The organism is Micromonospora sp. NPDC049559, from assembly GCF_040676675.1.
In the GTDB taxonomy this organism is placed as follows: domain Bacteria; phylum Actinomycetota; class Actinomycetes; order Mycobacteriales; family Micromonosporaceae; genus JBFAPK01.
In genome coordinates, this window is record NZ_JBFAPK010000002.1 from 214,855 (window position 1) to 240,208 (window position 25,354).

The following is a 25,354-nucleotide window of genomic DNA, read 5'->3' on the forward strand; positions in this document are numbered from 1 at the left end:
ACCTTAGCGCCGTGGTCGCGGTCCGCGGTAGGTCCGGGCCGCCGGCCGCCCGGCCGCCGGCTAGGGTGCCGGTCGTGGTCGAGGGATTCGTGTACGTCGCCGACGACTCGCCCGGCCCGATGCGGTACGCCCGCGTCGGCGAGCGGGTCCGACTCCCCTCCGCCGAGCCACCGTGGATCGTCGTCGACCACAGCGTGCACCGGGTGCTCGTGGTCCGCTGGCCGGGCCGGCTCTTCCGGGTCGCGAGCGTGCCGCCCGCCGACGACGAGGAACGGGCCGCCCTGGCCCGCGCTGCCGCGAATCTGCGCGCCGACGCGGGCTACACCCGTGCCATCGCCGTCGACATTCTGGCCGAGCTGCCGGCCGCGACGCTCTTCGGGCCGCACGGCGCGGCCGTGGTCGAGCTGCTGGCGTACGCCGATCAGCTCGCCGAACCCGCCGCCCGCGACCTGGCCGCCGCGCGCCATCCGGAGGCCGACCGGGCGTACGACCGCGCGTGGCGGCGCTGGCTGGCGGGGCAGCCGAACGGCGCGGCGTACCGCGACGGCGACCAAGCCGGGGTGCTGGCGGTGCCCGGGGCGGGCTCCGTCGGCTCGCCGATCGGGCACGGGCTCACCGTGCTGTGGCGCCGGGTGGCCGAGACCGCCCGGCGCGTGGCCGGCCCGGCGGCGTTCGAGGTGGACGAGGACGGCGACGAGGTGCTGCTGGATCCGTGGTCGACGGCCGCCGCGGCGCTGCTGGACGCGGCCCTGGCCCTCGGGGCGCCCGAGCTGGTCGACGCCGCCGACGCGGACCGGCTCGCCTCGGCCTGGCGGACCGTCGGCGGACGGTAGTGCGCCGTGCGGTCGCGACCCCGGTTCGACCGGTCCGGGCGGCCAGGCGGCGGAGTCAGTTCAGGGTGACGATGGCGGCGTTGAGGGCCGTGGCGAAGGAGACCCAGGCCAGGTACGGCGCGAGCAGCCCGGCGGCCGGCCGGCTGACCCGGTGGAAGAGCACGATCGTCGCGGCGACGAGCAGCCAGAGGGCGACGATGTCGACGAGGGCCAGACCGTACCGGCCGAGCCCGAAGAAGATCGGTGTCCACGCCGCGTTCAGCACGAGCTGGGCCGCGTAGCTCCAGAGCGCCGGGCCCCAGCCGGCCCGCTGCCAGGCGAGCCAGCCGGCCACCGCGATCGACACGTAGAGAACCGTCCAGACGGGGCCGAACAGCCAGCTCGGGGGCGCCCAACTCGGCCGCACGAGGGTGTCGTACTCGGTGGCGGTGCCGCGGACGGCGAACGCGCCGATCGCCGCCGCCGCGAAGGTCGCCGCCCCGAACCCCAGCAGCGCCCGGAGCGAACGACGGCCGCGGCGGCGCGGCAGCGGGAGGGACGCCGTGCTCATCCGCACAGCCTTCCCGCCGGGCCGGGTGGGAAACCCCCGGCGGCCGGCGTGGTCACGCCCGTACCCCGGTTTAGGGTCGGGTGATGCGAACTGGTGGAGCGGTCGGCGACGACGTCGCGGACCTGCGGGCGCGGCTGCGGCACGTGCACTGGATCGGCGGCGGCTCCGGCGCGGGCAAGTCGACGGTCGCGCGCCGGATCGCCGAGCGGTACGGCCTGCGGCTGTACCGCACCGACGACGTGATGGCCGAGCACGCCGCGCGGAGCAGCCCCGAGCGGTGCCCGTCACTGACCGCGTTCAAGGCCATGGACATGGACGAGCGCTGGCTGAACCGCTCCCCCGAGGTCATGCTCGACACGTTCCACTGGTACCGGGGCGAGGCGTTCGACCTGATCGTCGAGGACCTGCTCCGCCTGCCGCCCGGCCCGGGCGTCGTCGTCGAGGGCTTCCGGCTGCTGCCCCACCTGGTGGCGCCGCTGCTCGCCGCGCCCCGGCGGGCGGTGTGGCTGTTGCCGACGCCAGAGTTCCGCCGGGCCGCGTTCGTCAGCCGGGGCACCCTGTGGGACATCGCCGCCAGGACCAGCGACCCGGGGCGCGCGCTGGACAACCTGCTGGTCCGCGACCGGATGTTCACCGAACGCCTGGCCGGCGAGGTGCGGCGGCTCGGCCTGCCCGGCATCGAGGTCGACACCGCGACGACCGAGGCGGCGCTGACCGGGCGGGTCGCCACGGCGCTGGGGCTGGGACCCGACCGGTAGGTCCGGCCCGACCGGCGGGCACCGGCACGATAGTGCCGAGTTCTTGCACGATCCTCTCGCCGCCGAGCGGTCGGCGCCGGTCGTGTGCTGCACTGGCCGCATGTCCCTGGACGAGCTTCGCGACCTGTTGGAACGGCACGTACGCCCCGACCTGAGCACCGCCATCGACGGGGTGCGGATCTGCCGGATCGACCGTAGCGCTCCCCCGGTGACCTCGATGTCCGGCACCGTCCTCGCGATCATCGCCCGGGGCGGCAAGCGCCTCGCGCTCGGAGACCGGCTGTACGACTACGGCCCGGGTCAGTACCTCGTCGCCTCGGTGGACCTGCCGGTGACCGGGCACGTCGTCGACACCGCCCCGGGACAGCCCGTGCTCGGCTTCGGGATGACGCTGGACCCGGTCACCATCGCGGAGCTGCTGCTGGAGGCCGGTCCCGGGGACCTGCCCCGCTCGGCCGGCACCACCCGGCCGGGAATCGCGGTCAGCGACGCCCCGGACGAGCTGCTCGACGCGGTCGTGCGGCTGTTGCGCCTGCTCGACCGCCCCCGGGACCGCAGGACGCTGGCCCCGCTGGTCACGCGGGAGATCCTGTGGCGGCTGATGACGGGTGAGCAGGGTGACGCCGTACGCCAGCTCGGCCTCGCGGACAGCGGCCTGAGCCACATCGCCCGGGCCGTACGGTGGATCCGGGACAACTACGCCCGGCCGTTCCGGGTCGAGGAGGTGGCCCGGCTCTCCGGGATGAGCGTCTCCGCCTTCCACCGGAACTTCCAGGCGGTGACGGCCATGAGCCCGATCCAGTTCCAGAAGCACATCCGGTTGCAGGCGGCGCGGCTGCTGCTGGCGAACAGCCCGCACGACGTCACGGGCGTCGGCTACCGCGTCGGGTACACCAACCCGTCCCAGTTCAGCCGGGAGTACCGTCGCCTCTTCGGCATCCCACCGCGCGAGGACGCGGTACGCCTGCGCGCCGGCCCCGGCCCCGCCGCCGCCCTGCCGTGAGCCGCCGCCCTGCCGTGAGATCCCGCGATCGCGTCGGGCCGGGCGGCCATGGCTGGCCGGGCGGCCGCTGGAGAGGATCGTGCAAGCAGGCGAGACGATCCTGATAGCCCGGGGGTTGCGACGCTGCTTCGCTGGAGGTCGCCGGAACGCGTCACCTGGGTTCCGGCACAGCCGACCACGAAGCAGGGGGCCGGCGGCGCGGGTCGCGGACCACGCGCCGGACGGCCCCCGGGGAGAATGATGAAGTACCGCACACTGGGCCGGACCGGAATCCAGGTCAGCCCCTACGCCCTGGGCACCATGATGTTCGGCGCCATGGGCAACCCCGACCACGACGAGTCGATCCGGATCATCCACCGGGCCCTGGACGCCGGGATCAACGTCATCGACACCGCCGACGTCTACTCGTACGGCGAGTCCGAGGAGATCGTCGGCAAGGCGCTCAGGGGCCGCCGCGACGACGTCGTGCTCGCCAGCAAGGTGCACTACCCGATGGGCGACGACCCGAACCGCCGGGGCAACTCGCGCCGGTGGATCACCACCGCGGTCGAGCACTCGCTGCGCCGTCTCGGGACCGATCACCTCGACCTCTACCAGGTTCACCGCCCCGACCCGGCCGTCGACGTGGAGGAGACGCTGTCGGCGCTGTCGGACCTGGTCCGCAGCGGCAAGGTACGGGCCATCGGCACGTCGACCTTCCCGGCGTCGGAGATCGTCGAGGCGCAGTGGGTCGCCGAGCGGCGCGGCCTCGAACGCTTCCGCACCGAGCAGCCGCCGTACTCGATCCTCAACCGGGGCATCGAGCGCGAGGTCCTGCCGGTCACCCAGCGGTACGGGATGGGGACGCTGGTCTGGAGCCCGCTCGGCCAGGGCCTGCTCACCGGCCGGTACCGCCGGGGCCAGCGCGTCGACACGCACCGCTCCGGCGGCATGCCGCGGCACTTCGGCGACGAGCGCAAGCTCGACGTCGTCGAGCGGCTCGTCCCGCTCGCCGACGAGGCCGGCCTGTCGATGACCCACCTCGCGATGGCGTTCGCGATCGCCCATCCGGGCGTCACCTGCGCGATCATCGGGCCCCGGACCATGGGACACCTCGACGACCTGCTCGCCGGCGCCGAGGTCACCCTGGACGACGCGATCCTCGATCGGATCGACGAGATCGCACCGCCCGGCACCGACGCCGGCCCCAACGACGTGGCCTACACGCCGCCGGCGGTGTCGACCGCGGGCCTGCGCCGCCGGCCGGTCCCCGAGCGCTCGGCGAGCTGAGCGACGGCGATGCGCCGGTCCGCTCCGGTCACGCGATGACCGGCCCGGCATGACCGGCGCACCGCGTACCGGTGGTTCCCGCGCCGCCGCCGGGTTCAGGCGGCGGCGAGCAGCCGGGCGTGCACCTCCTTCCCGGCGCGACCGGCCAGGTCGGCGGCGGAATCGGCCCGGTCGGCGGCGCTGGCGGAATCGGCGCGGCGGGTGAGGTGGTCGATCGCCAGCCAGGCGGCTCCGGCCGCACCGGCACCGGCCAGCACGGCGTCCCGCCCCAGCCGGGCCGCGATCCGGTCCCGTACCGCCGCGCGGATCTCCGGTACGCCCGCGAGCACGCCACCGGCCAGCACCACCGGACCCGGCGCGGGGTGCAGCGAGAGCAGCGTCTCCGCCAGCCGCTCGGCGGCGTGCGCCACGATGTCCCGCGCCACCGGGTCGCCGGCCCGGGCCTCCCCGGTCACCAGCGGGGCGAGCGCCGCCAGCTCGGCACGGTCGAGCTGGTAGATCCGGGTGGCGAAGGTGTCCGGGTCGGTGGTAGCGACCAGTTGGCAGAGCGCCGCGCCCAGCCGTCCGGTCGCCGTGCCGGCGTAGAGCGCCCGCGCCACCGCCCGCACCGCGTTCAGCCCGATCCAGAAGCCGGATCCCTCGTCGCCGAGCAGCCAGCCGAGCCCGTCGGCGACCCGCGCCACCGTCCCGTCGCGCAGTTCGGCGGCGACCGCGCCGGTACCGGCGATCAGGACGGTGCCGGTGGACTCCGGCGTACCGGCGGCGAAGGCGACCTCCGCGTCGCCGACCGAGCGCATCGGGCAGCTCAGCCCGAGGCGGGCCCACTCGGCGGCGTACCGCGCGGCGACCGCCGGCTCGGCCAGCCGGGACCCGCCGGCCAGCCCGAAGACGCCGCCGGCGACGCGTACCGGGTCGTGGCCGCGGAGCGCGCCCTCGACCGCCGCGCCGAGCGCGGCCGCCGCCTCGGCCGGGTCGGTGGCGACGGGGTTGCCCGCCCGGGCCTCGCCCCGGCCGACGATCCGCCCGTCGGCGGTGGCCAGTACGGCGCGCGTCGCGGTGCCGCCGCCGTCGGCGCCGAGCAGCAGTGGTGGGCTCACCCCTCCGATGGTGTGGGCGCGGTACGCCGTCCACAAGACCCGGACATCGAAAATGTCAAACCTATTGACGCCTGGACTGATGTGGTCATAGTTTTTTTCACCAACGCACCGTCGTGAAAGGAATGTTGATGCCGGAGAGTGGCCTGCTGGGCCGGATGCGGACCGAGCTGAGCACCCTGCCGGTCGCCCTGCAACGCGTCGCCGAGCAGATCCTGATCGCGCCCGAGGAGACCGCCCGGTCGACGATCATCGACCTGGCCGAGCGGGCCGGCACCTCGACCGCCACGGTCACCCGCCTCTGCCGGCTCTTCGGCTACCGGGGCTACGCCCAGCTCCGCGTCGCCGTGGCGACCGAGACCGGGCGCGCCGCGCAGGCCCGCTGGGACACCGACATCGACCGCGAGATCGGCCCCGACGACCCGCTCGACCACCTCCTCGGGGTGGTGGCGAGCGCGGACACCCGGGCCATCCAGGACACCGCCGGGCAGGTCGACCTCGGCGCGGTCGACCGGGTCGCCGCCGCCGTCGCGGGGGCGCAGCGGGTCGACCTGTTCGGCCTCGGCAGCTCCGGCAACGCCGCCCGGGAGATGGCGTTCCGGCTGGAGCGCATCCGCGTACCGGTCTGGCACCGGGCCGACCCGCACACCGCGCTGACCAACGCGGCGCTGCTCGGGCCGGGCGACGTGGCGATCGGGCTGTCGCACAGCGGGCGTACCCGAGAGGTGATCGAGGTGCTCGCCGAGGCCGCCGACCACGGCGCGCTGACCGTCGCCGTCACCTCGTTCCCGCGCTCCCCGCTGACCGAGGTCGCCGACGTGGTGCTGACCACCGCCGTACAGGAGACGACGTTCCGGCTGGCCGCGCTCTCCGCCCTCCACTCCCAGCTCCTGGTGCTCGACCTGATCTACGTGGCCGTCGCGCAGCGGACCTACCAGCGCACCACCGAGGCGTTCGAGGTCACCGCGCGGGCGGTCGACGCCCACCGGATGCCGGACGAGCCGCACCGCGCCGCCCGCCGGCGCGTCAAGACGACGGAGGAACCGATGACCACGGAGGAACCGATCACCACGGAGGAGCGATGACCACCACCATCGGCGCCCCGGCCTACCTCGCCGCCGTGACCGCGGCCATCGAGCGGGTCGCGGCGAGCCAGTCCGACGCGGTCGCCGCCGCGGCCGACCTGATCACCGCCGCGCTCGACCGGGGCGGCGTGCTCCAGGCGTTCGGCTGCGGGCACTCCGACGCGCTCTCGATGGAGCTGGCCGGCCGCGCCGGCGGCCTCGTACCGAGCAACCGGATCGCGCTGCGCGACCTGGTCCTCTACGGCAGCGCCGACCGCGGCGTGCTGGAGGATCCGCTGCTGGAACGCGATCCGGCGGTGGCACACCGGCTCTACGCCCTCGCACCGGTCAAGCCCGACGACGTGTTCGTGCTGACCTCCAACTCCGGCGTCAACGGGGTGATCGTCGAGTTCGCCCTGCTGCTGCGGGACCGGGGGCACCGGCTGATCGCGATCACCTCGCGGGAGCACACCTCCCGGGTCGCCCCGCGCCACCCGTCCGGGCACCGGCTGGCCGACCTCGCCGACGTGGTGCTCGACAACTGCGCCCCGTACGGCGACGCGGCCCTGCCGCTGCCCGGCGGCGGCGCGGTCGGGGCCATCTCCTCGATCACCGGCGCCCTGCTCGCCCAGCAGGTCGTCGCCGAGGTGGTCGCCCGCCTGCTCGCCGCCGGCCAGACGCCGCCGATCTACCTGTCGGCCAACGTGCCGGGCGGGGACATCCACAACACCGAGACAGAGGCGCGGTACGCCGGGCGTATCCGGCGCGCCGCCTGACAGAAGGCGAGGCCGCGGCGATGACATCTCCCCCTCCCCCCGCCAGACGCCACCCCGACCGCCGCACGCTCCTGCGGGTCGCGGCGGCCGGCCTGGCCGTACCCGCGCTCGGCGGCTGCGTGACCAGCGGCGGCGACGACCGGTCGACCGCCGCCCGCGGCGAGACGAGCGGCGACAATCCCCTCGGCGCGCCCGCCTCGACGCCGCTGGAGGTGGTCATCTTCTCCGGTGGCTACGGCGACGGGTACGCCACCGCAGCCGAGGCGACGTACCGGCAGCGGATCGCCGGCGCGACGGTCGACCACAAGGCGATCCAGAAGGTGGGCGAGGCGTTGCAGCCCCGGTTCGTCGCCGACACCCCGCCCGACGTGGTCGACAACACCGGCGCGGGCCGGCTCGACCTCGTCACCCTGGCGAACGGCCGGAAGCTCACCGACCTCACCGACCTGCTCGACGCGCCCTCGCTGGACGACCCGGCCCGCCGGGTACGCGACACCCTGCTGCCCGGGGTGGTGGCCGACGGCACCCTCGACGGCAAGGTCTACACGCTCAACTTCACCTACACCGTGTGGGGGCTGTGGTATTCCAAGCCGCTCTTCGACCGGCACGGCTGGCGCTACCCGAGCACCTGGGAGTCGATGCTCGCGCTCTGCGACGAGATCAAGAAGACGGGCGTCGCCCCCTGGACGTACCAGGGCAAGTACCCGGAGTACCTCAACGATCCCCTGCTTGCCATGGCCGCCAAGGCCGGCGGCCCGGACCTGGTCCGCGCCGTCGACAACCTGCAACCGGGGGCCTGGAAGCAGCAGCCGCTGCTCGACGCCGCGACCGCGATCCACGAACTGGCCGCCCGCGGGCACCTGCTGCCCGGCTCGGAGGCGCTGTCGCACACCGAGGCCCAAGCGGCCTGGTGTCAGGGGCGGGCGGCCTTCATTCCCTGCGGCTCCTGGCTGGAGGCCGAGCAGAAGGGCATCGCGCCGGCCGGGTTCGACATGGTCATGGGTGCCGTACCGGCGCTGGGCGCCGCCGACCGGCTGCCGTTCGGCGCCGTGCAGGCGGCCAGCAGCGAGTCGTTCCTGGTACCGGCGAAGGCGCGCAACCCGCGCGGCGGGCTGGAGTTCCTGCGCATCCTCTTCTCGAAGGGTTCGGCCCGCCGGTTCGCCGAACTCAACAGCACGCTGCCCAGCGTCGCGGGCGCCACCGACGGGCTGACCCTCAGCAGCGGCCTCGGCTCGGTACGCGACGCCGTGCGGGCGGCCGGCGAGAACACCTTCACGTACCGCTTCCGCACCTGGTACGCCCCGCTCGCCAAGGCGGTCGACGACGCCACCGGCGAGCTGGCCACCCGCCGGGTCACCCCCGCGCAGTGGGCCGACCGGATCCAGCGGGCCGCCGACGCGCTCGCCCGCGACTCGACCGTCACCAAGTTCACCCGGTAGCCGGCGATGGCGTCCCTGCGGCACGGCAAGTACCGCTTCCTCGCCGGCGCGATCCTGCCCGCGCTGCTGCTGTACGCGGTCTTCGTGCTCTCCCCGTACGCGCAGGCGTTCTACCTCTCGCTGACCGACTGGACCGGCATCTCGGGCGAGGTGGAGCTCGTCGGGCTGGACAACTACCGGCGGCTGCTGGAGGATCCGCTGTTCCTGGCCGCGCTGCGCAACAACGGGCTGATGCTGCTGGTCGTACCGCTGGTCACCATCGCGCTCGGGCTGTTGCTCGCGATGCTGGTCAACTTCGGCGGGCGCGCCGGCAGCACGATGGTCGGCCCGGTACGCGGCGGCAACCTCTACAAGATCGCGTACTTCTTCCCGCAGCTGCTCTCGCTGCCGATCATCGCGGTGCTCTGGCAGTTCGTGTACCACCCGAACGAGGGGCTGCTCAACGGCTCGCTGCGCGCCGTCGGGCTCGGGGCGGCGGCCCGGTCCTGGCTGGGCGACCCGCACTTCGCCCTCTGGGCGGTGATGGCCGTCCTGGTCTGGTCCTCGGTCGGCTTCTACCTGGTGCTCTTCTCCGCGGCCATGGAGTCGATCCCGCGCGAGGTGCTGGAGGCGGCGGTGCTCGACGGCGCCGGGCGCCTCGCCGTGCTGCGCCGGGTCGTCCTGCCGCTGCTGCGGGAGAACGTGCGGGTCGCCTTCGTCTACCTCGGCGTGCTGGCCCTCGACGGCTTCGCCGTCGTGCAGGTCATGACCGTCGGTCCCGGCGGGCCGGACGGCGCCACCGAGGTCATCGGCCTCGGTCTCTACCGCAACGCCTTCACCTACGGCCGGTTCGGCTACGCCGCCGCGATGGGGGTGGCGCTCTTCTTCCTGACGCTGGCCCTCGCCGCCGTCGCGCTGCGGGCCGGCCGGCGGGAACGGGTGGAGCTGTCATGACCGCCCTGCGGGAGCGGACCGTACCGGGGGCTCCGGCCGTGCCCCGGCGGCGGCTTGGCGGCGCCGGGCGGGGCGTCGGCGACCCGATCGCCCAGGCGTTCCTGCTCGGCTGGGCCGCCCTGGTCACGCTGCCGCTGCTCTGGGCGGTGGTCAGCTCGCTGAAGACCGACCGGGAGATCCTCACCAGCCCCTGGACCCCGCCGGCCACGCCCCGGTTCGACAACTGGTCCCGCGCCTGGGAGCAGGCCTCGATCGGCAGCTACTTCCTCAACAGCGCGGTGGTCGTGGGCGGGGCGCTCCTGCTGACCATGGCGCTCGGCGCCACCGTCGCGTACGCGCTGGCCCGGTACCCGTTCCGGGGCAACCGGCTGCTCTACCACGTCTTCGTGGCCGGCATGCTCTTCCCCGTCTTCCTCGCGCTGGTGCCGCTCTTCTTCGTGGTCAAGCAGCTCGGGCTGCTCGGCACGTACCCGGGGCTGATCCTGGTGTACGCCGCCTACGCGCTGCCGTTCACCGTCTTCTTCCTGCACTCGTTCTTCCGCGCGCTCCCCACGGAGATCGCCGAGGCCGCCTTCCTCGACGGCTGCTCGCACTGGGGCGTCTTCCTCCGCGTGATGCTCCCCCTGGCCCGGCCGGGCCTGGTCAGCATCGCCATCTTCAACTTCCTGGGGTTGTGGAACCAGTACCTGCTGCCGCTGGTGCTCAATCCCGATCCCGACCGCTACGTACTCGCCCAGGGGCTGGCGGCCCTGTCGGTGAGCCAGGGCTACCGCAGCGACTGGAGCGGGCTCTTCGCCGGGCTCACCATCGCGATGCTGCCGGTCCTCGCCGCGTACGTGCTGTTCCAGCGCCAGATCCGCACCGGGCTCACCGCCGGCGCCGGACGGTAACCCTTCCCCCATCCCCCGGCACCACCCCGCGCGGCCGGCCAGCGCCGACCGGCCGCCGGTCCCCCTTACCCCGCTGCATCGTGAGGAGACCCCCGTGTCACAGCAGCAGCCCAGAGCGCAGAAGGTCAGCGCGAGAAGTCTCGCGGCCGGCGCGGCGGCCGTACTGGTCGCCGGTACGCTCGCCGGTCTCACCGCCACCGCCTCCGCCGGTACCGGCGGCGCGTCCACCGCCGCCGCGGGATGCGGCGTGCTCTTCGACGACTTCAACTACGCGTCGTCGTCCGACCCGGCCATCGCGGCGCGCAACTGGACGGTGCGCACGAACAGCGGCGGCCCGGGCGTACCGGGCGCGGCCTGGCCGGCGTCGAACATCAGCTTCCCCACCGACGGCGGGCAGAAGGTGCTGCAGCTGACCGCGAAGACCGACGGTACGGCCGGCGGCACCAGCCACGCCGAGCTGTTCCACCAGCGCAAGTTCTTCGAGGGCACCTACGCGGCCCGGGTACGGTTCACCGACGCCCCGCAGTCCGGCCCCGACGGGGACCACCTGGTCGAGACGTTCTTCACGATCACCCCGCTGGACCGCCCGCTGGACCCGAACTACGGCGAGATCGACTTCGAGTACCTGCCCAACGGCGGCTGGGGCGAGCAGGGACCGATCTTCTACCAGACCACCTGGGAGACGTACCAGAACGAGCCGTGGCAGGCCGACAACGTCCACAGTGAGCAGCGGTCGAGCTTCAACGGCTGGCACGACCTGGTCTTCACGGTGAAGGACGGCCGGGTCAGGTACTACGTCGACGGGCAGCAGGTCGCCGACCACGGGGACCGCTACTACCCGGAGACCCCCATGTCGATCAACTTTAACCTGTGGTTCATCGACCTGACCGGACGTACCGGCACGGGGCTGGCGACGTACGTGCAGCAGGTCGACTACCTCTACTACGCCGACCAGGAGGTGCTCACCACGGCCCAGGCGCGCGCCCGGGTCGACGCGTACCGCTCGGCCGGCACCACCCACGTCGACACCGTCGGTACCGGCGGCGCCTGCCCCACCGGCACGCCGACGACCCGGCCCCCGACCACTCCCCCGACGACCCCGCCGACCACCCGGCCGCCGACCACTCCCCCGCCGACGGGGACCCCGAACTGCGCCGGCGTGCCGGCCTGGAACTGGGGCACCGTCTACCTGGAGGGGGCCCGGGTCACCCACAACGGCCGGCTGTGGCAGGCCAACTGGTGGACCCAGGGCTCCGAGCCGGGACTGACCGCCCAGTGGCGTGACCTTGGCCGCTGCTGAGCCGCGCCGGACGGCGGCGGCACGGCCGCCGGGCCGGGCCCGGTCGACGGATCGGGCCCGGCCCAGGCGTGTCCGGAGCCGACACTTTCGTCCTGGTGGAAACGTTCTTCCGAGGACCGCGGCGTCAGGCGAGGCTAGGGAACCAAGTAGATCTTGTCCCTAAGGAGGACGTCGTGGGTCTTGCCACCCAGCTCCGGATCAGTGACCTCTCCAACGCCGAGGATGTGCTCCACCCGACGCTGCTGACCGGCGTCGAGCGCAGCGCCAGCTCGCTCCTGGACATCCTGGCCAACAACGCGGAGAACCTCGTACGCGAGCAGTTCTTCTGCTCGAACACCTGCGACCTGGTGCCGCACTGCTGACCGTACGTCGACCACGGCTACACCGATGACCGGCCCTGCCCGCGCGCTCGTGAGGGCGCCGGCGGGGCCGGCCCCTTTCCTCGGCCACGACTGACGAAAACGGGACGGCACAATAAATGATCAAGTCGATTGTCTTCGCCGACCGCCTCGACCGGAAGTTCGAGCTGCGCGCGAAGGTGGGCGAATACCTCCACTCGACCCTGGCCCGCAACCACATCCCGGTGGACGCGGTCGTCGTACGCCGCGACGGCGTGGTGGTCGACGACTGGCAGGAACGGATCGACGAGTCGGCGGAGTACCGGATCGAGATGGTCCGCGCCTACCACCTGCCGGACTTCCTCTCCCTCACCCGGCTGTGGGACACCGAACTGTCCTCCGGCGAGTGGCAGACCCGCCCGGACTCCTTCTACACCAAGCGGCACTTCATGCACAGCGGCCAGGGCGACTACGACGCCACCCAGGTCGCCTTCAACCGGGACGAGTACGTCCAGTACGCCGAACAGCTCTTCGTCGACGGGGTGCACAGCAAGGGGCTGATCAGCCCGGGCGAGCGGATCCTGCTGGCGGTGTCGGGCGGCAAGGACAGCCTCGCCCTCGGCTACTTCCTGAGCCGCACCGCCGACCGCCTGCCCGCCTTCGAGTTGCAGACCGTGCACGTCACGACGTTCTCGAAGCCGCTGGACACGTCGTTCGCGCAGTCCATGGCCGAGCAGTTCGGGCACCCGCTCACCCTGGTCACCGACGACGAGGTACGGGACTTCTACCACCTACGGGTGTCGCCGCAGGAGGCGCTGGCCGAGGTCAAGTACAAACACGACGCCTCGTTCTCGATCGCCTCCGTGCACTCGATGATGCGCTGTTCCATCGAGCGCGCCGCCCGGAACATGGGGATCACGAAGATCGCGTTCGGCCTCATGCGCGAGGACATCTGCACGTCGATCATCAAGAGCATGTTCGTCGGCTTCCCGTTCGGCGGCAGCTACCGCAAGCGGCAGGGGCAGTTCGAGATGGTCTACCCGCTCTGGCCGATCGGGAAGAAGGAGCTGACCCTCTACCTGGAGGCGCTGTTCCCGAGCAACAACAAGCAGGGCAGCCCGGTCGTCTTCGAACGCGGCGAGCTGGCCCGCGACATCCACTACATGATCGTCGACACCCTGGAGACCATCCTGCCGGGCGCCGGGTTCCAGCTCTTCGAGGGCCATCAGCGCATGGTCGACAACTTCCTGGGACTGCCCCGGCACAAGGAGTGCCAGAACTGCGGGATGTCGTTCTCCGTCGGGGTCGGTGCCGCCGATCTCGACGCGGGCGTCTGCGAACTGTGCCGGGTCTTCGAGAAGCTGGGCGTGCTGGCATGACGGGCGCGGGACGGCGGGCACTGGTCCCGGCGCCGGCCGGCGAGGTGGCCCGGCCGACCGCCGCCTTCGAGGCCGACCCGGAGGGCTACCGGACCTACTTCGAGGACGACTTCTGGCGGCTGTCGGACTACTCATGCTCGGCGGCTGGCGTGATCGAGACCGAGCTGTCGTTCCTCTCCGCATACCTGGACGAGTGGGGCGTACGCCGGATTCTCGACGCGGGGTGCGGCCGGGGCCGGCACCTGGTACCGCTCGCCGCGGCCGGGTACGAGGTGACCGGCGTGGACATCTCCGCCCGCAACGTCGAACTCGCCCGCGCGGCCGTCAACCGGCACGACGTCAAGGCCGAGGCCGTCGTGGCCGACCTGCGGGACGTCGCGCTGGACGGGCCGTACGACCTCGCGCTGTTCATGCTCTCGTCGTTCGGCTACCACTCGGACGCCGACAATGTCCGGTTGCTGCGGAACGTGCGGCGGCACCTGCGCATCGGTGGCCGGCTCATGCTCGACCAGCCGAACCGCGAACAGCTGGTCGCCGGCTTCCTCACCCGGTCGTGGGCGGAGGTGGGCGGGCACTACTACCTCATGCACTACGGCTTGGACCTGCACGCGGGCGCCCGGGACAGCTGGTTGACCGTCTTCCACCCGGAGGCGGGCCTGCGCGACTACTTCCACCGGCTGCGGCTCTACACCACGGCGGAACTGCGGCAGGTCCTGCGGGAGGCGGGCTTCGCCCTCGACCTGGTGCTGGGGGACTTCTCCGACCCCCTGACCCGGGGCGACCTGACCAGCCGCCGGCTCCAGTACGTCGCCCACGCGGTGTGACCATGTCCGCCGACTCGTACCTGGAGGTCCAGACCCTCCTGGCGGACCACTACCGCAATCCCCGCCACTGGGGGGTCGCCGCGGGCGGCGCCAGCCGTTACGGACGGTCCCCCGGCTGCGGCGACGAGCAGGTGATCTACGCGACCGCCCGGCCCGGCGGCGAGGTCGTCCTCAGCTTCCGGGCCAAGGGCTGCGCCCTGTCGAGGGCGAGCACCTCGATCCTGCTGGAGTACGTGGAGGGGCTCTCCTGGGCCGAGATATCGGTGCTCGACGAGTCGGTGCTGCTCGACCTGCTCGGGCCCGAGGTGGTGCACAGCCGGCCGAAGTGCGCGTTGCTCGGCCTCGGCCTGCTCCGCGAACTGGCACAGCAACGACACGGGGATCCGGCCGAGGAGCGGCGCGGCGAACCGGCCGAGCGGCGGCGGGGATGACCGGGGCGCTGGCCGGCCTGCTCCGCCCATGGCAACGCCCGCGCGACGTACCGCCGCTGCCGCCGCCGGCCCGGCTCTTCGTGCTCGCGAACGCGCTGAGCGCCTGCGGCGCGGGCCTGGCCATGCCCTACTTCGCCGGCTACCTGGTCGGCTTCGACGGCGCCGCCGCCACCGCCGCCGGGGTGCTCGCGACCATCGCGGTCGTCGACATCGTCGCCCAGTGGGCGCTGGCCCGCCGGGTCGAGCGCCGCCGGGGCAGCCGGGCGTCGGCCATCGCCGGCTGCTGGGTGCAGGCGGTGGCCTGGGCCCTGATCGCCGGCGCCGGCGCGTACTGGCAGGTGCTGGCGGCGGCGGTGCTGCTGGGCCTGGGCAACGCGCTCTTCTTCTCCGTCCGGATCAACCTGCAACTACAGATCGTGCCCGACCGGGCGCACGAGTACTCGTTCGCGCTGCGCTACCTGCTCGGCAACCTCGGGATGACGCTCGGCGGGCTCCTCGGCGGGACGCTCGTCGCCTGGTTCGGCACCGGGGCGTCCCGCGGGCTCATGGCGGCGAACAGCGCCACCTTCGTCGCGTTCGCGCTCGTCCTGGCCATGGCCGTGCCCGCCGACGCCCCGGACCCGGCGAGGCGGACGGATCCGAAGCCGCCGGCGCCCGGGGCCGGCCGGCCCGTACGCTTCGACCTGGCGTTGCCCGGCCTGGTCCTCGCGTACTTCTGCCTCGTCACGACCGGGCTGGCGCAGTTCGAGACCGTCCTGCCGTTGCAGTGGACCACCCGCGACGGGCTGGCGCCGTCGATGGCCGGATACCTCTTCTCGGCCCTCACGCTCTGCACGTCGGTCGTCCAGCTGCCGGTGTCCCGGCTCGCCACCCGGCTCGGTGGCGTCAACTCGATCCGCACCCTCTGCGCCGCGTGGGCGGTCGGCGCGGTGGTGCTGGCGGCGGCCCGGTACGACCTGGCGCTCGCGTGGCGGGCGGGAATCCTGCTGCTGGGCGTGGTCGCGCTGGCCGTCGGCGAGTGCATGTTCAGCCCGTCGATTCCCGGGCTGCTCCGGACCGCCGACGAGGGGCTACGCCGCCGGGCCGGTTCCGCGCTGGCGATGGCCCACTCGATCGGCATGTTCGTCGGTCCGTCGCTGGGCGTGGTGCTCGTGACGCACGCGCCGCTCGGTGCGTACGGACTGATCATTCTGGGCGCGGCGCTGGCCGCGACCGTGGTGCGCCCGCTCGACCCGGCCGCCCGGCGCACCCCCGAGGAGCCGGGGCGACGGGCGGTCGCCGTGTCGGGCGGACGAGGAGGAGAGACTGATGACTGAGACCCTGGACGCCTGGACCACCATCGACGGCGACAGCGAGCACTACCTGGGTTGGCGCGTCGAACGGTTGCGGTCGCTGGCCGAACGTCTTCTCGCGCGCGCCGTGCCGCTGCTCTCCGTCGTACCGCGGGCGGCGGCCGTGGAGACGAAGCTGGTCCTGGCGGACGTGCTGCGCCGGGACATCGAGGCGATCGACCTGCTGCGGACCCGGATCCACGAGCTGGGAGACGGTTGGGAGCCGGCCTGGACCCCGCCGGAGCGGCCGGCCGGGGCGGCGCTCGACCTGGCCCGCGCGACCACCGGCACCGAGGTCCTGCGCCGGCTCGCGGACGGCGCCGGCGAGCTGCGGCGCGCGGTGGACGCGGCGGGCGACCTCCCGGCCGTCCTCGACGAGCCCACCCGCGACGTACTGGCCCGCGTGCGCCTGCTGCTCGACCAGTCAGTAGCGGCGGCGGCGCGGACCACGCCCGCGCCGGAGGAGTTGGACGTCGTCGCCGCGCCCGCCGACCCGGCGCGGCCGATGTCCCAACCGCCGCTGCCGGCCCGGGACGCCCGCTTCACCCTGCTGGACCCTGGTACGCCGATCAAGCACCCGCTGGCGGAGCTGGCGCCGGCCGCACAGGCCGGTTACGTGGCGCAGTGGCTGCTGATCTCGCTGGAGATCCCCACCATCGAGTTCTGCTGCCGGGCGATCCAGACGTACGACTTCCCGTTCGCCTTCGTGCGGGACATGAACCGGCAACTGTGGGACGAGGTCCGGCACGGACAGGCGTTCCTCCAGCACTCGTTGGCGATGGACGTCCCGCTGGGCGAGGCGCCCGCGACGCTGCAACTCTGGCTGGCCACCGACGTCGACCAGCCCGAACTGGCGCTCGCCATCCACCAGCGGCTGGGCGAGCGGATCGGCATCGAGTCGGCCTTCTCGCACGTACGCCTGTGGCGCGGTCTCGGCGACGACCGGACCGCCGAGCTGTTCGCGGTCGTGGCGCAGGACGAGATCGGCCACGTGGCCATCGGCAACAGGTGGGTACGCCACCGCAGCGCGAGCGAGGACGTGCCGCGGCTCGACGAGCGGGCGCGGGAGCGGCGGGCCGAGTTCTCGATCGCCAGCGTGCCACGGGGGTTCGAGCCGGAGGCGTACCGGCGCGCCGGCTTCACCGACGAGGAGATCGAGTTGATCCGGCTGGCGTACCAGGACGTCCAGCGGGCGGCGGCTTGAGGCCCGGCCGCGCGGCCGGGTACCGGCCCGGGCCGGTACCCGGCTACGTGGCCGGCGCGTCCTGACCGTCGAGCAGAAAGCTGCCGACCGGGGTCACCGCGTGCAGCACCACCTGGCCGTGCCGCTGGCTGCTGATGAGGTTCGCCTCCCGCAGGATCGTCGCCTGCCGGCTCACCGTCGGTGCCGGCAGCTCCAGCCGCCGGGCCAGCTCGGTGGTGGAGCAGTCGCATTCCGCGATGGCCTCCAGCACGTTCGCCCTGGTCCGTCCCAGCAGCGTGACCAGCGCGTCGTGCGAGCCGCCGGTCTCGCAGGTCAGCCAGTCGAAGCTGTGCTCGATGGGATAGACCAGCTGCGGGGGCAGCTCCGGGTCCAGCAACGTGGTCGGGGCGCCCCAGCAGAAGAAGGAGGGCTGTAGCAGGAGCCCCCGACCGTCGAGCCGGATCTCGTGGTCGAAGGGACACGCCACCTCCAGCGTGCCGCCGTGCCAGCGGGCCGAGGGGTGCAGCGTGGCCAGCACCTCCTGCCATCCCCGGGCGAGCAGGGTCCGGCACCGCCGCGCGCGATCCCGCTCGACCTGTGCCTGGACCCGGGTCCAGTAGGGGGCCAGGCAGGCGTCGAAGTACCGCTGGGCGGCCAGGGCGAGCTGGGTGACGGACTCGGTGGTCCCGGTCAGCAGCGACCGGGTCCAGCGGGGCAGGGTCTGCATCCGGTGTTGGCGGCACAGCTCGAACAGGTCCCGGCGGATCCGCGGCAGCGGGGTGTTGCGCAGCTGCTCCAGCATGACCGTGAGACTCGTCGACGCCGGGTATGGCGTGAGGAAGTCGACCGAGTAGCCGGTGGCCGGCGCCAGGTCGGTCAGCATGCGGGTGGTGGCGGGCAGGACCCGGCGTGCCCGCCCCCGCCAGGCGTCGAACACCGCCGCTCCACCCCGCCGACGCAGCCGGTTCAGGCTCAGCATCGCCTCCCACAGCGGTGCGGGGCCGGGCGCGAGCCTCGTCCGGGCGACGTCGTCCACGGTGAAGTGGATTCTCAACACCTGCTACTCCCCTTCGCGTACCCGCTCGGAAGGAAATCTGCGATACCGGACTAGCCGCGCCACTTGCCAAACGCCTCGACGGGGAAGGCGGGGACGCGGTCCGCCGGTCCGGACGGGGACTACCCGCGCAGCTCCGCCACCGAGCGGGTGACCTCGGCCAGGACGTCCGGCAGCGGCGCGACGCCGAGTCCCGGGCCGGCGGGGACGTCGAGGCCGCCGTCGCGCAGCACGAACGGCTCGGTGAGGTCGGTGGTGTAGAAACGGTCGGAGGCCGAGACGTCGCCGGGCAGCGTGAAGTTGGGCAGGGCGGCCAGCGCCACGTTGGCGGCCCGGCCGAGGCCGGTCTCCAGCATTCCGCCGCACCAGACCGGGACCCCGTTGGCGGCGCAGACGTCGTGGATGCGGCGGGCCTCCAGGTAGCCCCCGACCCGCCCCGGCTTGATGTTGACGATCTGGCAGGCGCCCAGCGCGATGGCGTCGGCGGCGGAGCGCGCCGACACCACGGACTCGTCGAGGCAGACCGGGGTACGGATGCGCCGCGCCAGCTCGGCGTGTCCGCGTACGTCCTCCTCGTCGAGCGGCTGCTCGATCAGGAGCAGGTCGAACGGGTCGAGGCGGGCGAGGTGGCGGGCGTCGCGCAGCGCGTACGCGGTGTTCGCGTCGACCTGCAACAGCACGTCGTCGCCGAAGCGCTCGCGTACCGCCCGCACGGGTTCGACGTCCCAGCCGGGCTCGATCTTGAGCTTGATCCGGACGTAGCCCTGGTCCAGGTAGCCGGCGACCGCGTCGAGCAGCTCCGGGACCGAATCCATGATCCCGACGGAGACACCGCTGGGCACGTGGTCCGCGACCGCGCCGAGGCCGGCGGCGAAGGACATGCCGTGGGTACGCAGCTCCGCGTCGAGCACGGCCATCTCGAGCGCCGCCTTCGCCATCCGGTGCCCCTTGACCCCGGCCAGCAGCGGCGCCACCGCGGGCGCGGTGACCGTGCCGGCGGCGAGCAGGGCGGGCACCAGGTGTCGGCGCAGCACGTCCTCGGCCCCCTCGACGTACTCGGAGGAGTAGCTGGCATCGGCGCCCGCCACGCACTCCCCCCAGCCCTCGGCCTCGGGCGTGGTCAGCCGCACCAGCAGCGCCGAGCGCTCGTACTCGGTGCCGAGCGAGGTCCGGAACGGGCTCACCAGCGGCATGGCGACGCGGTACAGGGCGACCCGCTCGATCCTCATCGGGGCTCCCCGAGGGCGACGACGTAGCCGCTGGCCGCCCGGTCGAAGTCGACGAGCCGGGCCCCGCCGGCCAGCAGCGGAACGAGCACCTCGCGCACGGCCAGCCGCCACTCCCGGGCCGCGGTCGGGTTCCGCCGCCGGAGCGTCTCGATGTCCCGGGGTACGGCCACCAGGACCCGCTCGGCGTCGACCGGCCGGTGGCGCGGCCGGTCACCGTCGGCGGCGAGCAGGGCCGGCGGCGGCACCGGCGATCCGGATCGGGGCAGCCGGCGCTCGGGCGCTCCGGGCTCGAACGATCCGGATCGGGGCAGCCGGCGCTCGGGCGCCCCGATGTCGGGCGCTCCGGGTTCGGGCGGCAGGGCCTCGTCGCAGGCCCGGTGGGTCCGCTCCCCCGCCAGGTCCCAGCGGAGGACGAGCCGGTCGGTCGGGTCGGTCCCGTTCAGCCCGTCCACCATCTGTCCGTAGTGGTCGACCAGGTAGGTGTCCGCCGAGCCGCCGAGCTTGCGCAGGTTGAAGTGGGCGTTGCGGGCCACGAGCGGGTCGAAGGTCCAGGTGATCTCGGTGATGCCGTGTTCGAGCCCGGCGGCCCGCTGGTCCAGCTTGAGCGCGAAGCCGACGTCGCGCCCGCGCACCGCGTCGTGGACCCCCGCGATGTGGCTGTGCATCCGGGGTCGCCCGGGCGGGCCCCAGAAGCCGACGCAGGCGCCGAGCAGGCGGTCGCCGGGCGCCACCGCCTCGAACGCGCCGGCCACGTAGTTCTCCGCGTCGGCCAGCGCCTGGATCACGTCGGCCGCGAGCGGCGGATGGTCCGCGCCGGTACGCCACACCTCGGCGAGGAGCCGCTCACAGGCGAGCGTCTCCGCCAGCGACGCCAGCGCGCGTACCCGTACGCCGGAGCGTGCGGCGGCCCGGGTCGCGGCCGCGCGGGCGGTCCTCGCCCGGTCCAGATCGTTTCCGTCCATGGTCCGCATTCCCGCCGCCGGCTCGTCGTCGATCTCGCGGACGACATCCTGGCACGGGAACCAGGGCGCCGTCCCGCCCGACTAGTGGTGTGCAGACCCGTGCGTCTCCTTCTGCCCACGTCCACCGGTCCAGTGCGCGCCCGCCCCCGGCGCGCTGGCCGCGAGCCCGATCGGGGAAACCCATGTCCGTCACCTCCGACGAGGCCGCCCGGCCGAGTCCCGTACCGGCGGAAAAGCCCGCCGGGCAGCCGGCACCGCCCCCGGCGCCGCGCCGGCCGTCGGGGCTGGCGCCGCTGCTGCTGCGGCTGCACTTCTACGCCGGTGTCCTGGTCGCGCCGTTCCTGGTGGTCGCGGCGCTGACCGGGCTGGCCTACACGCTCACCCCGCAGCTCGACGGCCTGCTCTACGACCGGGAGTTGCGCGCGGCGGCGGACGGGCGGCCGGCGCGCCCGCTCGCCGAGCAGGTCGCCGCGGCCCGGGCCGCCCACCCCGAGGGCACCCTCGCCTACGTCGCTCCCGGCGAGGCCGGCGCCACCACCCAGGTCGTCTTCTCCCTGCCGGAGCTGGGCGAGCGGCAGCACAGCGTCTACGTCGACCCGTACACGGCCGAGGTCCGGGGCACGCTGACGACCTGGTTCGGGTACACGCCGGTCCGGACCTGGTTCGACGACCTGCACCGCAACCTGCACCTCGGCGCGGTCGGCCGGCACTACTCGGAGATCGCGGCGAGCTGGCTCTGGCTCCTCGCCCTGGGCGGGCTGGCGCTGTGGTGGCGCCGCCAGCGCGACGGCCGGGCGAGGCTGCGCCGCCTGCTGCTGCCCGAGCTGTCCGCGCGCCGGGGCGTACGGCGCACCCGGGGCTGGCACGCCAGCACGGGCGCGTGGCTCGTGGTCGGGCTGCTCTTCCTCTCCGCGACCGGCCTGACCTGGTCGCGGTACGCCGGGGCGAACTTCGGCAGCGCCCTGGACGCGCTCGACGCGCGCACCCCGACGCTCTCCACCGCCCTGACCGGCGCCCCGGCGCCGGCCGCCGGGGGCGGGCACCACGACGGCGCGGGCGCCGCCCCGGCCGTCGTCGCGGACCCGGCCGCCGTCGAGCGGGTGCTGCGGATCGCCCGCGAGCACGGGCTCACCGGCCCCGTGGAGATCGCCCCGCCGGCGGACGCGTCCTCGGCCTGGACGGTGGAGCAGGTCGACGACGCCTGGCCGGTACGCAAGGACCGCGCCGTCATCGATCCGGCCGCCGGTACGCTGCTCGCCCGCAGCGACTTCGCCGACTGGCCGCTGCTGGCGAAGCTGAGCAGTCTCGGCGTCAGCGCCCACATGGCCCGGCTCTTCGGGCCGGTCAACCAGGTCCTGCTCGCCGCGCTGGCCCTCGGGCTGCTCTGCGTGGTCGTCTGGGGCTACCGGATGTGGTGGCAGCGGCGCCCCACCCGCACCGGGCGCGGGGCGCTCGTCGGTGCGCCGCCGGTCGGCCCCGGCGCGTGGGAACGCCTGCCCACCTGGGCGGTCCTCGGCGGCGTGCCGCTGGTCGTCGCCCTCGGCTGGGCGCTGCCGCTGTTCGGCCTGCCCCTGCTGGCCTTCCTCGCCGTCGACCTCGTCGTCGGCGGGCTGCGCCGCAGGCGCACCGGTCGGGCCGTGCCCACCTCCCCGGCCCCCGCCGGCCGCTGAGCCCGTACCCGGCAGCGCCACGGATGGACGAAGGGGTTCCGAGCCGCCCCGACCGGCCGGGGTCAGCGCCGCCGGGTCGAGGTGCCCTTCCGCGGTCCGGCGGCCTTGCCGCCGCCGCGCCGCTTGGCCGTGCCCGCCCGCGCCGACGGCGCCGCCCGGTCGCTGCCCTGTGCCGCCCGGTCTTTGCCCTGTGCCGCCCGGTCTTTGCCCTGTGCCGCCCGGCCGGTGGTCTTCGGGCCGCGTACCGGTGCCGCCGCCGGCTTTTTCCGCGCGGCGGCGAGGACGACGAGGGCCGCCGCCACCACGAGCAGCGCGGGCAGCAGCCAGGGCAGCGGGCTGCCACCGGAGTCGGCGGCCGGTTTCGACGCGTTGCCGCCGGTCGCGGCGGGGCTCGCGGTCGGCCCGGTCGTCGGGTCCGGGCCGGTGTCGTGGCCGCCCTCGACCGCGCGCAGCAGCGTCTCGGACGGACCGTTGTTCGGCGGTACCCAGCCGGCCGGCGCCGCGCCGACCGGCCCGTCGTACCGGAAGCTCACCGTGCCCCGCACCGGTTCGCCGTCCGAGGCGACCGAGAGGTACGTGGCGGAGTAGGTGCCCTTCTCCGGCCAGTGCGAGACGGTCAGCATCGCCGGGAAGCCCATGTTGTAGACCCTCGGCTCGAACTTGCCGTTGACCAGGAAGTACTCCTGCACCGGCTGGTCCAGCCGCTGCGGCTGTCCGGAGGTCCAGCCCGCGTCGACCCGCGCGCCGGAGGGGGCGGTGACCGTGAAGTGGGCGTTGGACGCGGGCTGCTCGGTGAAGTACAGCTCCAGCTGCTTCAGCGGCGCGGTCACCGTGCTGTCCTTGACCGGCTTCGACATCGCGAGCTGCCCGTGGGCCGACGCGGACGAACCGGTGACCGCGAGGGCGACGCCGGCCAGCAGGCAGACCACGAGCGTACGCGCGGCCCGCCGGCCGACAGAGGCGAGGGTCGATCGCATCGATCCATGATCTCCACTTCCCGACGCCGCCACAAGACGCGACAATCGCGTACCCGTCCCCACCGCGTACCGAAGGATGCACATGACGATCGACGCCCTCCGGCGCGGGCGCCTCGCCCTCGCCGCCGCCACGCTGATCGCCACGCTCGCCGCGTGCGGCGACGAACCGGCCGGTCCCGCGGCACCGAGCGCCGGCCCGACCTCGGCCGCCGCCACCGCGACCCCGGCCGGTGACGCGCCCACCCCGACGGCCGCCCCGGCGAGCCCGCCGCCGGCCGCCACCCCGGCCGTCGACAAGGAGATCACCGTCACGGTCGCCAGGAAGAAGGTCACCCCGCCGACCGGCCGGGTCCAGGTCGCCAAGGGCAACCTGGTACGCGTCACCGTCACCTCCGACGTCGCCGACGAACTGCACGTGCACGGCTACGACCTGAGCGCGAAGCTGCCGGCCGGGAAGCCGGCCTCGATCGAGTTCCGGACCGACAGGACCGGCCTGTTCGAGGTCGAGACGCACGAGACCCACCTCGTGCTCTTCCAGCTCGTCGTCCGATGACGACCGGAACGTACGCGACGGCGGCGGCGCCGCACGCCGCGACCGTGGCGCACGCGACGACCGCGACCCCCGTGGCGGCCCCGCCCGGCGGGGAGATCCCCGCGCTGGCGCACGGGGTGGGCGGCCGGCAGGACCTGCCCATCTCCCTGACCGAACTGGTCGTCGGCGCCGCTCTCGCGCTGGTCATCTCGTTCCTCGCGCTCGGGGCGCACTGGCGGCAGGCGCGCCTCGACGCCGACGGCGCGGCCGGCCGCCCGGTGCCGGACGCCCTGGCCCGCCTCGTCGGCTCGCCCGGCTGGGCCTGGGCGCTGCGCGCGCTCGGCCTCGCGCTGGCCGGCTGGTTCTGCGTCGGGCTCGTCGCCGGTCCGGACACCGCCGACAACCCGACGGCCGGCGCGTTCTACGTGCTCTTCTGGGTCGGGCTCGTACCGGCGTCGCTGCTGTTCGGACCGGTCTGGCGGGCACTGAACCCGCTGCGTACCGTGCACCTGCTCGCCGTACGCGCGCTGCGCCGCGACCCCGCCGCCGGGCTCCGGCCGCTGCCCGTCCGGCTCGGCTACTGGCCGGCGGCCGTCGGGCTGTTCGCGTTCGTCTGGCTGGAACTGGTCGCGCCCGAGCGGGCCACGCTGCCGGTCATCGGTGCCTGGCTCGCCGGCTACGCGACCGCGATGCTCGCCGGCGCCGTCGCGTACGGCGCGGCCTGGTTCGACCGGGGTGACGCGTTCGAGGTCCTCAGCGGCCTCGTCGGCCGGCTCGCGGTGGTCGGCCGGCGCGCCGACGGCGTACTGGTCTGGCGCAACCCGCTCGACGGCATCGCCGCCCTGGCCGCCGCGCCCGGACTGGTCGCCGCCGTCGTGATCCTGCTCGGCTCGACCATGTACGACAGCATGTCCAACGCGCCGTTCTGGCTGCGGTTCACCCAGGAGAACGGGCTCCCGCCGGTGCTCACCGGCACCGGCGGGCTGGTCGCCGTCATCGGCCTGGTCGCGGCGGCGTACCTGGCGGCTACCCGGGCCGCCGGGCGACGCGCGGACGCCCCGGCCCCGCACACACCCGGCGAGCTGGCCCACTCGATCGTGCCGATCGCCACCGGCTATCTCGTCGCGCACTACTACTCGCTGCTGGTGCTGGAGGGGCAGCGGACCGTCGCCCTGCTCTCCGACCCGCTCGACACCGGGGCGAACTGGCTCGGCACGGCGAACTGGACGGTCCGGACCGGACTGATCACCCCGGACGGGGTCGCCGCGCTACAGATCACCGTGATCGTCCTCGGGCACCTGATCGGTACCGTCCTCGCGCACGACCGCGCCCTGCGGCTCTTCCCGCGCGACCGGGCCGTACGCGGACAGGTGCCGCTGCTGGTCCTGATGGTGACCTACACGGTGGCGGGCCTGCTGCTGCTCTTCAGCGGCTAGTTCCCCGGCGCGGCAGCGGCGGCGGACAGCTCAGGCGGCGGGTAGGTCCGGCGCGGCGACGGTGCCGGGTCCGCGGTACGGACCCGGCACCGGGGGTAC

General features: G+C 74.0%; 25 protein-coding genes. 19 read left to right on the forward strand and 6 right to left on the reverse strand.

Annotation, left to right across the window (positions count from 1 at the left end; all coding sequences use genetic code 11):
- Positions 1-74: 74 nt before the first annotated feature.
- Positions 75-833 carry a hypothetical protein gene (locus AB0J86_RS04090; protein ID WP_363852208.1) on the forward strand — a complete coding sequence of 253 codons (759 nt, stop codon included), beginning with the start codon at positions 75-77 and terminating at the stop codon, positions 831-833.
- Between the two features lie 55 nt (positions 834-888).
- On the opposite strand, the gene AB0J86_RS04095 is transcribed toward AB0J86_RS04090, so the two are convergent.
- Positions 889-1,383, reverse strand: a complete 495-nt coding sequence (locus tag AB0J86_RS04095; RefSeq protein ID WP_363852211.1) for a TspO/MBR family protein — start codon at positions 1,381-1,383, stop codon at positions 889-891.
- Positions 1,384-1,466: 83 nt separating this feature from the next.
- Here AB0J86_RS04095 and AB0J86_RS04100 point away from each other — a divergent pair, with 83 nt between their 5' ends.
- From AB0J86_RS04100 to AB0J86_RS04110, 3 genes are all read left to right on the forward strand, one after another.
- Positions 1,467-2,141, forward strand: coding sequence for an AAA family ATPase (locus tag AB0J86_RS04100; RefSeq protein WP_363852214.1), 675 nt, complete (start codon positions 1,467-1,469; stop codon positions 2,139-2,141).
- A gap of 100 nt (positions 2,142-2,241) precedes the next feature.
- Positions 2,242-3,144: an AraC family transcriptional regulator gene (locus AB0J86_RS04105; protein WP_363852217.1), complete on the forward strand. Its 903-nt coding sequence runs from the start codon at positions 2,242-2,244 to the stop codon at positions 3,142-3,144.
- Between the two features lie 240 nt (positions 3,145-3,384).
- Positions 3,385-4,413, forward strand: a complete 1,029-nt coding sequence (locus AB0J86_RS04110) for an aldo/keto reductase (protein WP_363852220.1) — start codon at positions 3,385-3,387, stop codon at positions 4,411-4,413.
- A gap of 95 nt (positions 4,414-4,508) precedes the next feature.
- Here AB0J86_RS04110 and AB0J86_RS04115 read toward each other — a convergent pair whose 3' ends face one another.
- On the reverse strand, positions 4,509-5,510 hold the full coding sequence (locus tag AB0J86_RS04115; protein ID WP_363852223.1) for a BadF/BadG/BcrA/BcrD ATPase family protein: 1,002 nt from the start codon (positions 5,508-5,510) through the stop codon (positions 4,509-4,511).
- A gap of 128 nt (positions 5,511-5,638) precedes the next feature.
- Between AB0J86_RS04115 and AB0J86_RS04120 the strand changes: the two genes are divergently transcribed.
- The 12 genes from AB0J86_RS04120 to AB0J86_RS04175 all read left to right on the forward strand — a co-directional run bounded on the left by AB0J86_RS04120 (position 5,639) and on the right by AB0J86_RS04175 (position 17,416).
- Positions 5,639-6,592, forward strand: coding sequence for a MurR/RpiR family transcriptional regulator (locus AB0J86_RS04120; protein ID WP_363852226.1), 954 nt, complete (start codon positions 5,639-5,641; stop codon positions 6,590-6,592).
- Positions 6,589-7,347 (forward strand): SIS domain-containing protein, encoded by a 759-nt coding sequence (locus tag AB0J86_RS04125; RefSeq protein WP_363852229.1) that lies wholly within the window; start codon positions 6,589-6,591, stop codon positions 7,345-7,347. Before AB0J86_RS04120 ends, AB0J86_RS04125 begins: the two co-directional genes overlap by 4 nt.
- Before the next feature lie 20 nt (positions 7,348-7,367).
- Positions 7,368-8,786 carry an N-acetylglucosamine/diacetylchitobiose ABC transporter substrate-binding protein gene (gene ngcE / locus AB0J86_RS04130; protein ID WP_363852232.1) on the forward strand — a complete coding sequence of 473 codons (1,419 nt, stop codon included), beginning with the start codon at positions 7,368-7,370 and terminating at the stop codon, positions 8,784-8,786.
- A 6-nt stretch (positions 8,787-8,792) separates the two neighbouring features.
- Positions 8,793-9,719 carry a sugar ABC transporter permease gene (locus tag AB0J86_RS04135; protein WP_363852235.1) on the forward strand — a complete coding sequence of 309 codons (927 nt, stop codon included), beginning with the start codon at positions 8,793-8,795 and terminating at the stop codon, positions 9,717-9,719.
- Positions 9,716-10,609: a carbohydrate ABC transporter permease gene (locus tag AB0J86_RS04140; RefSeq protein WP_363852237.1), complete on the forward strand. Its 894-nt coding sequence runs from the start codon at positions 9,716-9,718 to the stop codon at positions 10,607-10,609. The genes AB0J86_RS04135 and AB0J86_RS04140 overlap by 4 nt, the downstream gene beginning before the upstream one ends.
- A 94-nt stretch (positions 10,610-10,703) precedes the next feature.
- Positions 10,704-11,909, forward strand: a complete 1,206-nt coding sequence (locus AB0J86_RS04145; protein ID WP_363852240.1) for a carbohydrate-binding protein — start codon at positions 10,704-10,706, stop codon at positions 11,907-11,909.
- A 173-nt stretch (positions 11,910-12,082) separates the two neighbouring features.
- On the forward strand, positions 12,083-12,271 hold the full coding sequence (locus AB0J86_RS04150; RefSeq protein WP_363852243.1) for a hypothetical protein: 189 nt from the start codon (positions 12,083-12,085) through the stop codon (positions 12,269-12,271).
- Positions 12,272-12,387: 116 nt separating this feature from the next.
- Positions 12,388-13,626: a hypothetical protein gene (locus AB0J86_RS04155; RefSeq protein WP_363852245.1), complete on the forward strand. Its 1,239-nt coding sequence runs from the start codon at positions 12,388-12,390 to the stop codon at positions 13,624-13,626.
- Positions 13,623-14,450 carry a methyltransferase domain-containing protein gene (locus AB0J86_RS04160; RefSeq protein ID WP_363852248.1) on the forward strand — a complete coding sequence of 276 codons (828 nt, stop codon included), beginning with the start codon at positions 13,623-13,625 and terminating at the stop codon, positions 14,448-14,450. The genes AB0J86_RS04155 and AB0J86_RS04160 overlap by 4 nt, the downstream gene beginning before the upstream one ends.
- Before the next feature lie 2 nt (positions 14,451-14,452).
- Positions 14,453-14,881 carry an iron-sulfur cluster assembly scaffold protein gene (locus tag AB0J86_RS04165; protein WP_363852250.1) on the forward strand — a complete coding sequence of 143 codons (429 nt, stop codon included), beginning with the start codon at positions 14,453-14,455 and terminating at the stop codon, positions 14,879-14,881.
- Positions 14,878-16,197, forward strand: coding sequence for an MFS transporter (locus AB0J86_RS04170; RefSeq protein ID WP_363852253.1), 1,320 nt, complete (start codon positions 14,878-14,880; stop codon positions 16,195-16,197). Before AB0J86_RS04165 ends, AB0J86_RS04170 begins: the two co-directional genes overlap by 4 nt.
- Complete coding sequence (locus AB0J86_RS04175) at positions 16,190-17,416, forward strand: DUF455 family protein (RefSeq protein WP_363852255.1); 1,227 nt, start codon at positions 16,190-16,192, stop codon at positions 17,414-17,416. The genes AB0J86_RS04170 and AB0J86_RS04175 overlap by 8 nt, the downstream gene beginning before the upstream one ends.
- A 43-nt stretch (positions 17,417-17,459) precedes the next feature.
- Here AB0J86_RS04175 and AB0J86_RS04180 read toward each other — a convergent pair whose 3' ends face one another.
- The 3 genes from AB0J86_RS04180 to AB0J86_RS04190 all read right to left on the reverse strand — a co-directional run bounded on the left by AB0J86_RS04180 (position 17,460) and on the right by AB0J86_RS04190 (position 20,640).
- Positions 17,460-18,452, reverse strand: coding sequence for a winged helix-turn-helix domain-containing protein (locus AB0J86_RS04180; RefSeq protein ID WP_363852258.1), 993 nt, complete (start codon positions 18,450-18,452; stop codon positions 17,460-17,462).
- Positions 18,453-18,571: 119 nt separating this feature from the next.
- A complete protein-coding gene (gene menC, locus AB0J86_RS04185) occupies positions 18,572-19,678 on the reverse strand; it encodes an o-succinylbenzoate synthase (RefSeq protein WP_363852260.1) in 1,107 nt (368 codons plus the stop codon).
- Positions 19,675-20,640: a GNAT family N-acetyltransferase gene (locus AB0J86_RS04190; protein WP_363852262.1), complete on the reverse strand. Its 966-nt coding sequence runs from the start codon at positions 20,638-20,640 to the stop codon at positions 19,675-19,677. Before AB0J86_RS04190 ends, menC begins: the two co-directional genes overlap by 4 nt.
- A gap of 182 nt (positions 20,641-20,822) precedes the next feature.
- Between AB0J86_RS04190 and AB0J86_RS04195 the strand changes: the two genes are divergently transcribed.
- Positions 20,823-22,310 carry a PepSY domain-containing protein gene (locus tag AB0J86_RS04195; protein WP_363852265.1) on the forward strand — a complete coding sequence of 496 codons (1,488 nt, stop codon included), beginning with the start codon at positions 20,823-20,825 and terminating at the stop codon, positions 22,308-22,310.
- Positions 22,311-22,372: 62 nt separating this feature from the next.
- On the opposite strand, the gene AB0J86_RS04200 is transcribed toward AB0J86_RS04195, so the two are convergent.
- Positions 22,373-23,287: a copper resistance protein CopC gene (locus tag AB0J86_RS04200; protein WP_363852268.1), complete on the reverse strand. Its 915-nt coding sequence runs from the start codon at positions 23,285-23,287 to the stop codon at positions 22,373-22,375.
- A gap of 82 nt (positions 23,288-23,369) precedes the next feature.
- Here AB0J86_RS04200 and AB0J86_RS04205 point away from each other — a divergent pair, with 82 nt between their 5' ends.
- Both AB0J86_RS04205 and AB0J86_RS04210 read left to right on the forward strand, forming a co-directional pair.
- Positions 23,370-23,840: a hypothetical protein gene (locus AB0J86_RS04205; protein ID WP_363852271.1), complete on the forward strand. Its 471-nt coding sequence runs from the start codon at positions 23,370-23,372 to the stop codon at positions 23,838-23,840.
- Positions 23,837-25,255, forward strand: a complete 1,419-nt coding sequence (locus AB0J86_RS04210; protein ID WP_363852274.1) for a hypothetical protein — start codon at positions 23,837-23,839, stop codon at positions 25,253-25,255. Before AB0J86_RS04205 ends, AB0J86_RS04210 begins: the two co-directional genes overlap by 4 nt.
- Positions 25,256-25,354 lie beyond the last annotated feature (99 nt).